This window comes from Pseudomonas sp. EA_65y_Pfl2_P78 (assembly GCF_963970495.1).
GTDB lineage: Bacteria > Pseudomonadota > Gammaproteobacteria > Pseudomonadales > Pseudomonadaceae > Aquipseudomonas > Aquipseudomonas baetica_A.
Map to the genome: position 1 here is coordinate 313955 of NZ_CAXAON010000001.1, position 15153 is coordinate 329107.

Here is a 15153-nt window from a genome sequence, read left to right on the forward strand (position 1 = left end):
AGGCGATGGTTTACTGAATGATCAGGTTATTGAACAACAGATCCTCAACCACCGGTTTACCGGTCTCGTCATTCATCACTTGCTGAGTCTGCTTCAGCGCTTCCTGACGCAGTTTTTCCTTGCCATCGATGCTGCCCATCGCCTCGGTGGTTTGCTGGGCGAACAGCGCCACCAGTTGATTGCGGATCAGCGGCTCATTGGCCTTGACCAGTTTGGTCGCCTCTTCACCCGTTACGCGCAGCGCCACGTCGGCCTTGTAGACCTTCAGTTTTGGCGTGCCGTCCAACCCGTAGTTGCCCACGAACGGCGGGCTCAGGGTGATGTAATTGACCTTCGGCGCCTCGCCTTCTTTGGCTTCTTCGGCCAGCGCTGCCACAGGCAGAGACAGGGCCAGCAACAACATGATCCACGCTTTCACAATTCGCTCCTTATCCGGTTTGCGGCCTAGCATAACGGCCCGCCGCGCAAGCACAAGCTTATGGCTGACTATCAGGGCCGGGTATGCTCGTTGACCCGTTGACTGACACACCTACACTTATCGGCCATCACTCCCAAAGGAATAGCCCTGATGAAAGCCGTGCTGTGCAAAGCCTTCGGCCCTGCCGAGTCGCTGGTGCTGGAAGACGTCGCCAGTCCTGTCGCCAAGAAGAACGAAATCCTGCTGGAGGTGCATGCCGCCGGGGTCAACTTTCCGGACACGCTGATCATCGAGGGCAAATACCAATTCAAGCCGCCCTTCCCGTTCTCCCCGGGCGGTGAAGCGGCCGGCGTGGTCAGCGCCGTCGGCGAAAAGGTCAGTCATCTGAAGGTGGGCGACCGGGTCATGGCCCTGACCGGCTGGGGCAGTTTCGCCGAGCAAGTGGCGGTGCCGGGCTACAACGTACTGCCGATTCCGCCGTCGATGGACTTCAACACTGCCGCCGCATTCAGCATGACCTACGGCACCTCGATGCACGCGCTCAAGCAACGCGCCAACCTGCAACCGGGCGAAACCCTGCTGGTGCTCGGTGCATCCGGCGGTGTCGGTCTGGCTGCCGTGGAAATCGGCAAAGCCATGGGCGCCCGCGTCATCGCCGCTGCCAGCAGCGCGGAAAAACTCGCGGTGGCCAAGGCGGCCGGCGCCGACGAACTGATCAACTACAGCGAAACCAGCCTCAAGGACGAAATCAAACGCCTCACCGACGGCCAAGGCGCTGATGTGATCTATGACCCGGTCGGCGGCGATCTTTTTGATCAAGCCGTGCGCGCCATCGCCTGGAACGGCCGCCTCTTGGTCGTCGGCTTCGCCAGCGGCCGCATTCCCGAACTGCCAGTCAACCTCGCCCTGCTCAAGGGCGCAGCGGTGGTCGGCGTGTTCTGGGGCTCCTTCGCCCAGCGCCAGCCGCAAGACAACGCAGCGAACTTCCAGCAGTTGTTCGGCTGGTTTGCCGAAGGCAAGTTAAAACCGTTGGTGTCGCAGGTGTATCCGCTGAGCAATGCGGCGCAGGCGATCAATGATCTTGGCCAGCGAAAAGCGGTGGGCAAGGTGGTGGTGCAGGTGCGCTAAACGCTGTTGCGCAGACGTCAGCCGCCGGACGCGCCTTGGAGGTCGCCCGGCAGCAGATGCTCCTGAATTTTCTGACTTTGCGACTGGATCAGACGCCCCTTGTCATCGAAGCTCAGCACGATAAGCCAGTCGTAGACGTTATCCGGCCACTTTGGCCGGCCAGTGAGTGCCGGGCCATCGCCGCCGAACTCCGCGATCAGCTTATTGATGTGACCGTGATGCCAGGCGATCAACAGCGTATGCGCCTGATTGCTCTTGCGCAGCGTTTTGACCAGTTGCTCAAAGTCGCCATTGTCGTAAGGCTGCTCGATGGGCAACTGCAGGCGCTCGGCCAGCGGGGTCAGGGTCAAGCGCGAGCGGGCACTCTCAGCGGTATCGCCGGCGGCGATCAGGCGCTGGGGCGTGAGTGTTTCGCCCGCCAGTTTCAGCGGGGTGAAATAGTCGGCATAGGCAACCGCGCGTTGCTCGCCTCGAGCATTGAGTTGTCTGCCCACATCAGGCTTTTCGGCGTGGCGAACGATCAGCACGGTGACGTTGCGCAATCCCGGCGCAACCGGGTACTGCGCGAAACTCAGCGCCAGCACCGAAACGGTGAGGGCGACCGCGACCAACAATCTGGGCACCAACCTGCGAATTTTCAGGGCCATCATTCAACTCTGCTGAAGCAGTGGGGGTTACTGACGGCGAGTCTAAGACACAACGTATTGGACGCGACAAAAACGCCCTGTTTTTACAGCTGAGCGACAGGTTCGTAAAAGAACATGCGACTTCCAACATTTTCCGCTGTTTTGCCAATGCGAACCGGTGCTATTTTCGGTAACGAAACTGTAACATTCGCATCCGCAGTCAAAACAAGAAATCTGGAGCTCTTGAATGTTTGCTTTCTTTCGTCCTGCCGCACATCAGGCTCCATTGCCTGAAGAAAAAATAGACAGCACCTACCGACGCCTGCGCTGGCAGATTTTCGCCGGTATTTTCATCGGCTACGCGGGTTATTACCTGCTGCGCAAAAACTTCTCCCTGGCCATGCCGTACCTGATCGACGAAGGCTACAGCCGTGGCGATCTGGGTCTGGCGATGTCGGCGATTGCCATTGCGTATGGCTTGTCGAAGTTCCTCATGGGCCTGGTGTCCGACCGCTCCAACCCGCGCTTCTTCCTGCCGTTCGGCCTGCTGGTGTCGGCGGGGGTGATGTTCGTTTTCGGTTTCGCGCCTTGGGCGACGTCCAGCGTGACCATGATGTTCATTCTTCTGTTCATCAACGGCTGGGCCCAGGGCATGGGGTGGCCGCCGAGCGGACGCACCATGGTGCACTGGTGGTCGCAGAAGGAACGCGGCGGCGTGGTCTCGGTGTGGAACGTGGCACACAACGTCGGCGGTGGCCTGATCGGCCCGCTGTTCCTGATCGGCATGGGCCTGTTCAACGACTGGCACGCTGCGTTCTATGTACCGGCAGCGGTAGCGCTGGGCGTGGCGGTGTTTGCCTTCATTACCATGCGCGACACCCCGCAGTCGGTCGGCCTGCCGCCGATCGAGAAGTACAAGAACGATTACCCGGAAGGCTACGATTCCAGCCACGAAGACGAATTCAGCGCCAAGGAAATTTTCGTCAAATACGTGCTGCGCAACAAAATGCTCTGGTACATCGCCATGGCCAACGTCTTCGTCTACCTGCTGCGCTACGGCGTACTCGACTGGGCACCGACCTACCTCAAGGAAGCCAAGGGTTTCACCGTGGATAAAACCTCGTGGGCCTATTTCTTCTACGAGTGGGCCGGTATTCCGGGCACGCTGCTGTGCGGCTGGATGTCGGACAAGATCTTCCGTGGCAACCGCGGCCTGACCGGCATGGTGTTCATGGCGATGGTGACCGTCGCGACACTGGTTTACTGGCTCAACCCGGCCGGCAACCCGACCGTCGACATGATTGCCCTGTTCTCGATCGGCTTCCTGATCTACGGCCCGGTGATGCTGATCGGCTTACAGGCGCTGGAACTGGCGCCGAAGAAAGCTGCCGGTACCGCTGCGGGCTTCACCGGTCTGTTCGGTTATCTGGGGGGGTCGGTCGCGGCCAGTGCCGCGATGGGCTACACCGTGGACCACTTCGGCTGGGACGGCGGTTTCGTCCTGCTGGTCGGCGCTTGCCTGTTGGCGATGGCCTTCCTGGCCCCAACGCTCTGGCACAAGCAAGTCGCCAGTCAGAGCCGCGAAGCCATCGCCTGATCGGCTTTTAATCGACAGCGCTTGAGCCGCGCCTCCAGATTCCGGTCTGGCATGGCGTGGCTGCGCAGGGCGTGGGCGGTCTGCTCGACATAATCGCGAGTCGTGCCGTAACGTCCGCAAGCGCTTTCAAACACCTGGCTCAGCACATGATCCGGCAAGTTGCCGGCATAGCTGGGCAGGTGTCGCTCCAGAACAAATCCCAACGCCTGAACCTGGCTGCCATCTTCGAGCCGGCAGTTGAGCCAGTGTGGCCGATAAGACGGGAACGGCATCTCGCGTTTCCACAGCGCATACAGCGCCGCGTCGAGATTGTCTTCCGGCAGCCGATAGGCGAAGCCGCTGCACGAGCCGCCACGATCCAGACCAAAGACCAATCCGGGCATTTCCGGCGTACCCCGGTGTTCGTGCGACCACAGGTACAAGCCACGATGGTAGCCATGCACACGCCCGCGCACGCGCTCCACCGCTGTGCATTCCGGCCGCCAGATCAACGATCCGTAGGCGAACAGCCACACCGGCCCACCCTTGTGGCGCGCCATGGTCGATTGCATGGAGGCGAGAAGTTGTTCGTGCGTCAGCGGCGGCCCAAGATCGAGCCGCGGAGGATAAGCCAGGTTCAGAAAAGCGTTTTCAATGGCGCTCATGGCGAATAGCGTTCAGCTCCCCGCGGGTGATGAATTACATAATAGAACGCACCGCTGAAACAATAAGGCACATATGTTTAAAGGCAATTTAAGTGCCATGGCACGGTTCTTAATTAATTGCCTGGTGGATATATAACCTACCGGTATTTATGTAATTGCATAAATACCGATCAGCTATATAGCGAGTTATAACGACTCAGGCACGTGGGGCGTAGGCAAACACATCAGCGCGCATCTGATGGGCATCCATCCCCGCCTCGACCAAAGCGTCGAGCGTGCCGTAGACCATGGCAGGTGAGCCGCTGGCGTAGACGTGCAGAGGCTTGAGATCCGGAAAGTCTTCACAGACCGCCTCGTGCAGCATCCCGCAGCGCCCTTCCCAGCCGCATTGGTCGCTGACGACTTTGTGCAGAAACAGATTGGGCAGCTTCAGCCATTCGTCCCAATGTTCGATGTCATAAAAATCTTCCGGACGGCGCACGCCCCAGTACAGATGCACGGGATGCTTGAAGCCATTGGCGCGGCAATGTTCGATCAAGCTGTGAATCTGGCCCATGCCGGTACCGGCGGCGATCAACACCAGCGGCCCGTCGGGCAGTTCGGCGAGGTGGGTGTCGCCCATTGGCAGCTCGACGCGCACCATCGCGTTGCGTTGCAGTTGCTCGATCAGGCTCAACGCACTGGCTTCGCGCGCCAGTACGTGGATTTCCAGATCACGTCCGCCGTGCGGTGCCGAGGCCATGGAGAACGCCGATTTTTCGCCGTTCTCGCGCTCGATCATCAAATATTGTCCGGCGTGATAGCGCGGCGGTTTACCGGCCGGCGCGCGCAGGCGCACACGCCAGGTGTCGCCACCGACGTCCCGGCATTCGATGACCTGACACGACAGGCTGCGCACCGGCAACTCTCCCAGCGCGAGCACGCCATCCCACAACAGGACGCAGTCTTCCAGCGGCTCGGCTATGCAAGTGTAGAACTCGCCATGATCGTGCACCTTGCCGGCCTGTTCGACACGGCCTTCCACCAGCAGCGCCGCACACACGTGGCAATTACCATTGCGGCAGCTTTGCGGGCAGTCGTAGCCCAGGCGCCGCGCTCCATCGAGAATCCGCTCACCGGGCTGTATCTCAAGCACCGCTCCGGAGGGCTGCAGGGTTACACGCATCAATCTATTCCTAACTGATTCCAGATGGCATCGATCCGCTGAGTGACGGCGTCGTCCTTGACGATCACGCGGCCCCACTCACGAGTGGTTTCGCCCGGCCACTTGTGGGTGGCATCCAGGCCCATTTTTGAACCCAGGCCGGAGACCGGCGAGGCGAAGTCCAGGTAGTCGATCGGCGTGTTATCGATCATCACCGTGTCGCGCTTGGGGTCCATGCGCGTGGTGATGGCCCAGATCACGTCGTTCCAGTCCCGGGCGTTGATATCGTCGTCGGTGACGATAACGAACTTGGTGTACATGAACTGTCGCAAAAACGACCAGACACCGAGCATCACGCGCTTGGCATGCCCCGGATACGACTTCTTCATCGTCACCACGGCCATGCGGTACGAGCAGCCTTCGGGCGGCAAGTAGAAGTCGGTGATCTCCGGAAACTGCTTCTGCAGGATCGGTACGAACACTTCATTCAGCGCCACGCCGAGAATGGCCGGCTCATCCGGCGGACGGCCGGTGTAGGTGCTGTGGTAGATCGGCTTGATCCGGTGGGTGATGCGCTCGACGGTGAACACCGGGAAGCTGTCGACTTCGTTGTAGTAGCCGGTATGGTCGCCATACGGACCTTCGTCGGCCATCTCGCCGGGATGGATCACGCCTTCAAGGATGATCTCGGCACTGGCCGGCACTTGCAGGTCGTTGCCGCGGCACTTCACCAACTCAGTGCGGTTGCCACGCAGCAGACCGGCGAAAGCGTATTCGGAGAGGCTGTCCGGCACGGGGGTCACGGCGCCGAGAATGGTCGCCGGATCAGCGCCAAGGGCCACGGACACCGGGAACGGCTGGCCCGGGTGTTTCTCGCACCATTCGCGGTAATCCAGCGCGCCGCCACGGTGGCTGAGCCAACGCATGATGACCTTGTTGCGGCCGATCACTTGTTGGCGGTAGATGCCGAGGTTCTGGCGGTCCTTGTTCGGGCCTTTGGTGACGGTCAGGCCCCAGGTGATCAGCGGGCCGACATCGCCGGGCCAGCAGGTTTGCACGGGCAGCATGGCCAGGTCGACGTCGTCGCCTTCGATGACCACTTCCTGGCACACCGCGTCTTTGACGACTTTCGGCGCCATCGAGATGATCTTGCGGAAGATCGGCAGTTTCGACCATGCGTCTTTCAAGCCCTTCGGTGGCTCCGGCTCCTTGAGGAACGCCAGCAGCTTGCCGATTTCGCGCAGCTCGCTGACCGACTCGGCGCCCATGCCCATCGCCACCCGCTCAGGGGTGCCGAACAGGTTGCCGAGCACCGGGATATCGTAGCCGGTGGGTTTCTCGAACAGCAGCGCCGGGCCCTTGGCCCGTAGCGTACGGTCGCACACCTCGGTCATTTCCAGCACCGGCGAGACGGGAATCTGGATGCGTTTCAACTCTCCGCGCTGCTCAAGCTGCTGCACGAAATCCCGAAGATCCTTGAATTTCATTGACGATGGCACCCTCAAAATAGGCGTACATCCTACCTGCTCTGACGGGCAAACAGCAGCCCGTCAGCGTCTGGCATCGCTCAATTGTGGCTCGTACCCAGCAGCAATGGCGCAAACAGGGGACTCAGTCTGGCGCTGCCCACATCAGACAGGTGATCCTCATCCTTGTACTGGGAGTGGCCGTTGACCTCAATGCTGCAGATGCCGCTGGCGCACATCAGCGGCGTTGGATCGATCACATGCACCCCTGGGTCGGCGGCACTCATGGCGTTGAACAAGGCACCGATGAAATGCTGGCGCGCCAGATGCTCCTCCAGCGGACGACCAAGCCCCTCGGTCGAACGCCCAATCCGCGCCAGGCTGGTCAGTCGATTGATGCTGCCTTTGCGCTGCAGCGGCACTTCCTTGAACAACCAGACTTGCGCCCCCGCCTCTCGCAGCGCAGCCACGCGCGCCTTCAGCGCAGCGGCCATGCGTTGCTCGGCCTGGGCAGTATCGTCGTGTGAATTGAGCAGCACCTTCTTGTCACCGTCTTCGCGGCCGTACACATAAAGGCTCCAGTTGGAAGCCAGTACCACATCCTTGATGCCAAGGCTGCGCACCCGCTCCATGGTCTGTTCGTTGAAATCCTTGCAGCGCTGACGCGGGTCATCACTGAGAATCGGCGGACAGGCGCTCATGCTGTACAGCCATACCGGACGCCCCTCGCGACGGGCATTGCTCTCGATGGCCGGCAGCAAGGCGGCGGCATGGCTGTCACCCCAGAACAACTGAGTGGCCGGGACATTCGCCTTGCCACCCACCAGGCAGGCCTTGTCCAGCGACTTGTCCTGGGTGACCAACATGCATTTCATCTGCCCTGCATGCCACTCACGGGACTGCGCGTACTCCAGCGCCTTACCGGTCAGGCGCTGAGGAACACCATCGGCCGAACGGATCGCCGATCCCGTTGCCACGAGCACAACGATGGCCGCAAGACCTCCCGCCAGCACCGCATTGCGAGAGACAAGCAGGCGTTTTTCCCGCAAAGGCAACTCGACATAGCGCAAACTCAGCCACGCAAGGCCCAGCGCCAAGGCTATCCAGGCAATCGCCTCCAATGGCTGAATGCCGTCGATCGAAATAGCGTTGGCGTAGACATACACCGGCCAGTGCCACAGATACAGGGAATAAGAGAGCAACCCGACCCAAACCAATGCTGGCAGGCTCAACAACCGTGCGGTCCAACCAGCCCCTTGCGCGCCCGACCAGATCAACGCCGTTGTGCCCAGCACCGGCAACAACGCCGCCCAGCCCGGGAAAACCGTGGCCTTGTCAAAGGTGAACACCGCGCCCAAAACCGCTGCCAGACCGGCGAGACCCACTGTCTGATACAGCCAGGGACGCACAGCATGTTTGGGCGCTGGCATCACCGCGAGCATCGCGCCGCACAACAACTCCCAAGCGCGAGTCGGCAGTGAGAAGAACGCGAAGTCCGGCTTTTGTTCGATGTAGGTGATGTTCAAGCCAAACGACACCAGCAGCACCGCGAACAACATCCAGCGCCAATGCCGGACATAACGGATCAGCGCAGCCATCAGCAGTGGAAAGAAGATGTAGTACTGCTCTTCCACCGCCAGCGACCAGGTATGCAGCAGCGGTTTGAGATCAGAGGCGGGCTGGAAGTAGCCGTCCTCGCGCATGAACAGAATGTTGGAGATGAACAGAGACTGATAGCGCACCGTTCGGCCCAGCTCGGAGAAGTCCTTGGCCGTCAGCAGCAACCAGCCCAGCGCCAGCGTCACCAGCATGACCACGGTCAGGGCAGGAATGATGCGGCGGGCACGGCGCGCCCAGAAATCGATGAAGCTGAAGCGCTGAGCGCTGATTTCGCGGAACAGGATAGTCGTGATCAGGAACCCGGAAATGACGAAAAACACATCAACACCGACAAAGCCGCCGCTGAATGTATTGAATCCGAAATGAAACAGTACGACGGGAATAACCGCCAGAGCCCGTAATCCGTCGATATCACGGCGATTGCCAAACGTATGCATGAAAGCCCTTTCTTTGTTTTGGATACAAACCCAGAAAGGGAGACCGTTATCAGCCGCGTAAAATTCAATCCCGTACACCGATAATCCAGCGCAAAAAAAACGCCCCCTTCCGGGAGCGCTCTTTTTAAACAGCTTCGTCTTACTTGCGCTTCATCGACAAGAAGAACTCGTCGTTGGTCTTGGTCGTTTTCAGCTTGTCGATCAGGAACTCGATGGCAGCCACTTCGTCCATCGGGTGCAGCAGTTTGCGCAGGATCCACATACGCTGCAGTTCGTCGTCGGCGGTCAGCAACTCTTCGCGGCGGGTGCCGGAGCGGTTGATGTTGATCGCAGGGAACACGCGCTTTTCCGCAATCTTGCGATCCAGCGGCAGTTCCATGTTGCCGGTACCTTTGAACTCTTCGTAGATCACTTCGTCCATCTTCGAACCGGTTTCAACCAGTGCGGTGGCGATAATGGTCAGCGAGCCGCCTTCTTCGATGTTGCGCGCAGCACCGAAGAAACGCTTCGGTTTCTCCAGGGCGTGGGCGTCAACACCACCGGTCAGCACCTTGCCGGAGCTCGGGATCACGGTGTTGTAGGCGCGGGCCAGACGGGTGATGGAGTCGAGCAGGATCACCACGTCTTTCTTGTGCTCGACCAGGCGTTTGGCCTTCTCGATCACCATTTCGGCCACCTGGACGTGACGGGTCGGCGGCTCGTCGAAGGTCGAGGCAACCACTTCGCCGCGCACGGTGCGCTGCATTTCGGTTACTTCTTCCGGACGTTCGTCGATCAGCAATACGATCAGGTGGACTTCAGGGTTGTTACGGGCGATGTTCGCTGCGATGTTTTGCAGCATGATCGTCTTGCCGGCTTTCGGCGGTGCCACGATCAGACCACGCTGGCCTTTGCCGATCGGCGCGCACAGGTCGATCACACGACCGGTCAGGTCTTCGGTGGAACCGTTACCGGCTTCCATCTTCATGCGCACGGTCGGGAACAGCGGGGTCAGGTTCTCGAAGAGAATCTTGTTTTTCGCGTTCTCTGGGCGATCGAAGTTGATCGTGTCGACCTTGAGCAGGGCGAAATACCGCTCGCCTTCTTTCGGAGGGCGGATCTTGCCAACGATGGTGTCACCGGTGCGCAAGTTGAAGCGGCGGATCTGGCTCGGCGAGACGTAAATATCGTCTGGGCCGGCGAGATAGGAGGCGTCAGCGGAGCGCAGGAAGCCGAAGCCGTCCTGGAGAATCTCCAGCACGCCATCACCGGAGATTTCCTCGCCGCTTTTCGCGTGCTTTTTGAGCAGGGAGAAAATCACGTCCTGCTTGCGCGAACGGGCCATATTTTCTATGCCCATCTGTTCGGCCAATTCGAGCAGTTCGGTAATCGGCTTTTGCTTGAGTTCAGTCAGATTCATATAGGAATGACGTAATCATTTATGGAGGGGGGGGAAATTAAGCTTTTGGCTTAATGAGGCCGCGCCGCGGAGAAGGCGACAGGATCGCGTACTTATTCGAAAAGGAGTGCGTCGGCGACGGCTAGCAGGGGGCAGTGGAGAAACCATTGCGGGGCCGAATGTACCACCTGAGTTTCGGAGCGTCTAGCCCTGAATACGCAAAAAGCCCCGCAAAATGCGAGGCTTTTTTTGGCCTTTTACGGCGACGCTTAAATGTTGGCGTCGAGGAAAGCAGCCAGTTGCGACTTCGACAGGGCGCCGACTTTGGTCGCTTCAACGTTGCCGTTCTTGAACAGCATCAGCGTCGGGATACCACGCACGCCGTGCTTGGCCGGGGTTTCCTGGTTTTCGTCGATGTTCAGTTTGGCAACGGTCAGCTTGCCTTTGTAAGTCTCGGCAATCTCGTCCAGAACCGGAGCGATCATTTTGCATGGGCCGCACCATTCAGCCCAGTAGTCGACCAATACAGCGCCTTCGGCCTTGAGTACGTCGGCTTCGAAGCTAGCGTCGCTAACGTGTTTGATAAGATCGCTGCTCATGGAATTCTCCAGGTTGTAAGCAAAAAAACGTGGCCCATCATATCCGCCCTTCCTCCGTTCAGGAAGCCGCAGATGATTGAGTCTTGCTATGGTGCCCCATGAGTTTGGGTATAGCTCAAGTCACGCCGTGGCGGGGGCGATGAAGGCGATTCCAGTACGCAGCGCGGCATTGCGCACATGTTCCTGCATGGCTTTTTGCGCCGCACCAGAAGCCCGACGGGCAAGCGCACGAAGGATCTTGCGGTGTTCCTGCCAGGTTTCCATGGCACGTTCTGCGCGGATGAACGGTAGCTTCTGGCTTTCCAGAAAGATCTCCGCACTGGCCGTGAGAATACTCAGCATCGCCTGATTACCGCTGGCCAGCAGGATCCGCCGGTGAAATTCGAAATCCAGCTTCGCCGCCGCTTCAAAGTCGCCGGCACGCAGTTGTTCACGCATCGCCGCGACATTGTCCTCCAGCGCATCCAGATCGAACGTGCTCAACGTCACCGCCGCCAGCCCCGCCGCAAATCCCTCCAGCGCGTAGCGCAACTGGAAGATATCCAGTGGCGAAGCCTGCGCGGCGAACGACCAGCCCGGTGCATGCTCACCACGCGACAGCTCTACCGGCGACTGCACGAAGACGCCCTTGCCCGGCTGAATAGTGACCACGCCCAGCGCGCTCAGTGACGACAGCGCTTCACGCAACGACGCCCGACTGACGCCCAGTTGCAATGCCAGATCCCGTTGCGACGGCAGGGCATCGCCCGGGCCGAAGCCCTGCTCGGTGATCAGTTTGCGAATCGCTTGAAGCGCCACTTCAGGTACGGCGCGAGAGATCGAGTTCATGGTTTTTCAGACGAGCCAGGCCAATGTGCGGCTAGTTGTAAAGCTATTCACCGAGTCCGGCAAGTCGTGCCCCAGCAGGGTTCGGTGCTGAGCGCCGATGCGCCATCGGAGTGCGAAAAACATCCTGACTGTTCAGACCAGTAAGACCGAGCAAACCCACTGAAAATGCGGTCTTGCGGGACGAAACCTGCGTATTGGCATGGCCCGTGCTGTGGCAGATCGCAGAAATCACTTCCCGCCGATCCGGAGATTGTCCATGACCAAGCGTTACAGCGCCCTCCTCGCCGCCTTGTTTTCCAGCCTGCTGCTCAGCCAGGTCCCCGCCCACGCCGACGGTCTGGACGACGTAATCAAACGCGGCACACTGAAAGTCGCGGTGCCCCAGGACTTCCCGCCGTTCGGCTCGGTCGGCCCCGACATGAAGCCCCGCGGACTGGACATCGACACGGCAAAACTGCTGGCCGATCAGTTGAAGGTCAAACTTGAACTGACGCCGGTCAACAGCACCAACCGCATCCCGTTCCTGACCACCGGCAAGGTCGATCTGGTGATTTCCAGCCTGGGCAAGAACCCCGAGCGCGAAAAAGTCATCGACTTCTCCCGCGCCTACGCGCCGTTCTACCTCGCCGTATTCGGCCCACCGGACGCGGCGATCACCAACCTCGATGACCTCAAGGGCAAAACCATCAGCGTGACCCGTGGCTCCATCGAAGACATCGAGCTGACCAAGGTTGCCCCGGCAGGCGTGACCATCAAGCGCTTTGAAGACAACAACTCGACCATCGCCGCCTACCTGGCCGGGCAAGTTGACCTGATCGCCAGCGGCAACGTGGTGATGGTCGCCATCAGCGAGAAGAACCCGAAACGCGTTCCGGCCCTGAAAGTGAAGCTCAAGGATTCGCCGGTCTACGTCGGCGTAAACAAGAACGAAGCGGCGCTGCTGACCAAGGTCAACGACATCCTGACCACCGCCAAGGCTGACGGCGCGCTGGAAAGGAACTCAAAAACCTGGCTGAAAGAGCCGCTGCCGGCCGATCTCTGATCGACTGCGCGGGAGACCTTCATGGCTTATCAGTTCGATTTCATGCCGGTGGTGCAGAACACCGACCTGCTGTTGCGCGGGGCGCTGTTTACCCTTGAGCTGACAGCCATCGGCGCGGTACTCGGGGTGGGCGTGGGCATCGTAGGGGCGCTGGTGCGGGCGTGGAACATCCGCCCGTTCTCGGCGATCTTCGGCGTCTACGTCGAGTTGATCCGCAACACGCCCTTTCTGGTGCAACTGTTCTTCATCTTCTTCGGCCTGCCGTCGCTGGGCGTGCAGATTTCCGAGTGGCAAGCGGCGGTGCTGGCGATGGTGATCAACCTCGGGGCCTATTCGACCGAGATTATCCGCGCCGGCATCCAGGCAATCCCTCGCGGGCAACTGGAAGCGGCGGCGGCGCTGGCGATGAGTCGCTTCGAGGCGTTTCGTCATGTGGTGCTGCTGCCGGCGCTGGGCAAGGTCTGGCCGGCGCTGAGCAGCCAGATCATCATCGTCATGCTCGGCTCGGCCGTGTGCTCGCAGATCGCCACCGAAGAGCTGAGCTTTGCTGCCAACTTCATTCAGTCGCGCAACTTTCGCGCCTTTGAAACCTACGCGCTGACCACGCTGATCTACCTGTGCATGGCGCTGCTGATCCGCCAACTGCTGAACTGGATCGGTCGGCGCTACATTTCGAGGAGCAGCCAATGAGCGATTTCACGTTCTGGGACATCCTGCGCAACCTGCTCATCGGCCTGCAATGGACGCTGGCGCTGTCGCTGGTGGCATTTATTGGTGGCGGCATTGTCGGGCTGCTGATCCTGATCATGCGCATCTCGAAAAACACCTTGCCGAGCAGCATCGCCCGCACCTGGATCGAGTTGTTCCAGGGCACGCCGCTGCTGATGCAGCTATTTCTGGTGTTTTTCGGCGTGGCGCTGGCCGGGATTGAAATCTCGCCGTGGATGGCCGCCGCGATTGCCCTGACGCTGTTCACCAGCGCCTATCTGGCAGAGATCTGGCGCGGTTGTGTCGAGGCGATTCCCAGCGGTCAGTGGGAAGCTTCGTCGAGTCTGGCGCTCAATCCTCTGGAGCAACTGCGCTATGTGATCCTGCCGCAAGCGCTGCGCATCGCCGTGGCGCCGACCGTGGGTTTCTCGGTGCAAGTGGTCAAAGGCACCGCTGTAACCTCGATCATCGGTTTTACCGAGCTGACCAAAACCGGCGGCATGCTCGCCAATGCCACGTTCGAACCGTTCATGGTCTACGGCCTCGTCGCCCTCGGCTACTTCCTGCTTTGTTACCCCTTGTCCCTCAGTGCGCGCTACCTGGAAAGGAGACTGCATGCCTCTGCTTAGAATTTCCGCCCTGCATAAATACTACGGCGATCACCACGTCCTCAAAGGCATCGACCTCAGCGTCGAGGAAGGCCAGGTGGTGGCGATCATCGGTCGCAGCGGCTCGGGCAAATCCACTTTGCTGCGCACCCTCAATGGCCTGGAGTCGATCAACGACGGCGTGATCGAAGTCGACGGCGAATACCTCGACGCCGCCCGCGCCGACCTGCGCAGCTTGCGACAGAAAGTCGGCATGGTGTTTCAGCAATTCAACCTGTTCCCACACCTGACCGTCGGTGAGAACGTGATGCTTGCGCCACAAGTGGTGCAAAAAGTGCCGAAGGCCAAAGCAGCGGAACTGGCGCGCAAGATGCTCGAGCGCGTGGGTCTGGGCGAGAAGTTCGATGCATTCCCCGATCGGCTGTCCGGCGGGCAACAGCAACGGGTGGCGATTGCCCGTGCTTTGGCGATGTCGCCGAAGGTGCTGCTGTGCGACGAAATCACCTCGGCGCTGGACCCGGAACTGGTCAACGAAGTGCTCAGCGTGGTGCGCCAACTGGCGAAAGAAGGCATGACGCTGATCATGGTCACCCATGAAATGCGTTTTGCCCGCGAGGTTGGGGATAAGTTGGTGTTCATGCACCACGGCAAGGTGCATGAGGTGGGCGATCCGAAGGTGTTGTTTGCCAATCCGCAGACGGCGGAGCTGGCGAATTTCATTGGTACCGCCGAAGCGACTGCCTGATGGATCCTCATTGCCTGTGATGCCCTGTTCGCGAGCAAGCCCGCTCCCACATTGGAACGCGGTCACCTGTGGGAACGGGCTTGCTCGCGAATGGCCACGCCGCGGTCTCAAGCTTTTATGCGCTGAATCAACGGTTTGTACCTTGCGCGTTGGCGTCAGCGTTTG

At 60.0% G+C, this 15153-nt stretch carries 15 protein-coding genes; 6 read left to right on the forward strand and 9 right to left on the reverse strand.

The genetic code is table 11. The features are described 5' to 3' along the window. Positions 1 to 10: 10 nt before the first annotated feature. A complete protein-coding gene (locus AACY02_RS01445; RefSeq protein WP_221730796.1) occupies positions 11 to 418 on the reverse strand; it encodes a flagellar basal body-associated protein FliL in 408 nt (135 codons plus the stop codon). Positions 419 to 568: 150 nt separating this feature from the next. On the opposite strand from AACY02_RS01445, the gene AACY02_RS01450 reads away from it, so the two are divergent. Further along, the gene (locus tag AACY02_RS01450) at positions 569 to 1546 is read left to right on the forward strand and encodes an NADPH:quinone oxidoreductase family protein (RefSeq protein WP_221730797.1); all 978 of its coding nucleotides are present in this window, start codon (positions 569 to 571) and stop codon (positions 1544 to 1546) included. A 17-nt stretch (positions 1547 to 1563) separates the two neighbouring features. Here AACY02_RS01450 and AACY02_RS01455 read toward each other — a convergent pair whose 3' ends face one another. Continuing rightward, positions 1564 to 2193: a flagellar basal body-associated protein FliL gene (locus tag AACY02_RS01455; RefSeq protein ID WP_339430502.1), complete on the reverse strand. Its 630-nt coding sequence runs from the start codon at positions 2191 to 2193 to the stop codon at positions 1564 to 1566. Between the two features lie 226 nt (positions 2194 to 2419). Between AACY02_RS01455 and glpT the strand changes: the two genes are divergently transcribed. Then, the gene (gene glpT / locus AACY02_RS01460) at positions 2420 to 3769 is read left to right on the forward strand and encodes a glycerol-3-phosphate transporter (RefSeq protein ID WP_339430442.1); all 1350 of its coding nucleotides are present in this window, start codon (positions 2420 to 2422) and stop codon (positions 3767 to 3769) included. Here the strand turns inward: glpT and AACY02_RS01465 are convergent. The 7 genes from AACY02_RS01465 to AACY02_RS01495 all read right to left on the reverse strand — a co-directional run bounded on the left by AACY02_RS01465 (position 3745) and on the right by AACY02_RS01495 (position 11885). Beyond that, complete coding sequence (locus AACY02_RS01465; protein ID WP_339430443.1) at positions 3745 to 4413, reverse strand: gamma-glutamylcyclotransferase; 669 nt, start codon at positions 4411 to 4413, stop codon at positions 3745 to 3747. The genes glpT and AACY02_RS01465 overlap by 25 nt on opposite strands. 196 nt (positions 4414 to 4609) lie before the next feature. Beyond that, entirely contained in the window at positions 4610 to 5578 is a 969-nt protein-coding gene (locus AACY02_RS01470; protein ID WP_339430444.1) for a CDP-6-deoxy-delta-3,4-glucoseen reductase, read from the reverse strand. Next, a complete protein-coding gene (gene ubiD / locus AACY02_RS01475) occupies positions 5578 to 7044 on the reverse strand; it encodes a 4-hydroxy-3-polyprenylbenzoate decarboxylase (RefSeq protein ID WP_339430445.1) in 1467 nt (488 codons plus the stop codon). The genes AACY02_RS01470 and ubiD overlap by 1 nt, the downstream gene beginning before the upstream one ends. 80 nt (positions 7045 to 7124) lie before the next feature. Further along, positions 7125 to 9080, reverse strand: coding sequence for an acyltransferase family protein (locus tag AACY02_RS01480; RefSeq protein ID WP_339430446.1), 1956 nt, complete (start codon positions 9078 to 9080; stop codon positions 7125 to 7127). A gap of 139 nt (positions 9081 to 9219) precedes the next feature. After that, complete coding sequence (gene rho / locus AACY02_RS01485; protein ID WP_042561678.1) at positions 9220 to 10479, reverse strand: transcription termination factor Rho; 1260 nt, start codon at positions 10477 to 10479, stop codon at positions 9220 to 9222. A gap of 248 nt (positions 10480 to 10727) precedes the next feature. Further along, positions 10728 to 11057, reverse strand: a complete 330-nt coding sequence (gene trxA / locus AACY02_RS01490) for a thioredoxin TrxA (RefSeq protein ID WP_003206727.1) — start codon at positions 11055 to 11057, stop codon at positions 10728 to 10730. A gap of 120 nt (positions 11058 to 11177) precedes the next feature. Continuing rightward, positions 11178 to 11885, reverse strand: coding sequence for a FadR/GntR family transcriptional regulator (locus AACY02_RS01495; RefSeq protein WP_339430447.1), 708 nt, complete (start codon positions 11883 to 11885; stop codon positions 11178 to 11180). A 256-nt stretch (positions 11886 to 12141) separates the two neighbouring features. Between AACY02_RS01495 and AACY02_RS01500 the strand changes: the two genes are divergently transcribed. The 4 genes from AACY02_RS01500 to AACY02_RS01515 are packed head-to-tail and all read left to right on the forward strand — an operon-like array spanning position 12142 to position 14988. After that, on the forward strand, positions 12142 to 12927 hold the full coding sequence (locus AACY02_RS01500; protein ID WP_339430448.1) for a transporter substrate-binding domain-containing protein: 786 nt from the start codon (positions 12142 to 12144) through the stop codon (positions 12925 to 12927). 21 nt (positions 12928 to 12948) lie between these two features. Next, a complete protein-coding gene (locus AACY02_RS01505; RefSeq protein ID WP_221730805.1) occupies positions 12949 to 13617 on the forward strand; it encodes an amino acid ABC transporter permease in 669 nt (222 codons plus the stop codon). Next, the gene (locus AACY02_RS01510; RefSeq protein ID WP_221730806.1) at positions 13614 to 14264 is read left to right on the forward strand and encodes an amino acid ABC transporter permease; all 651 of its coding nucleotides are present in this window, start codon (positions 13614 to 13616) and stop codon (positions 14262 to 14264) included. Before AACY02_RS01505 ends, AACY02_RS01510 begins: the two co-directional genes overlap by 4 nt. Next, positions 14251 to 14988 carry an amino acid ABC transporter ATP-binding protein gene (locus AACY02_RS01515; RefSeq protein ID WP_339430449.1) on the forward strand — a complete coding sequence of 246 codons (738 nt, stop codon included), beginning with the start codon at positions 14251 to 14253 and terminating at the stop codon, positions 14986 to 14988. Before AACY02_RS01510 ends, AACY02_RS01515 begins: the two co-directional genes overlap by 14 nt. Positions 14989 to 15153: the final 165 nt, after the last annotated feature.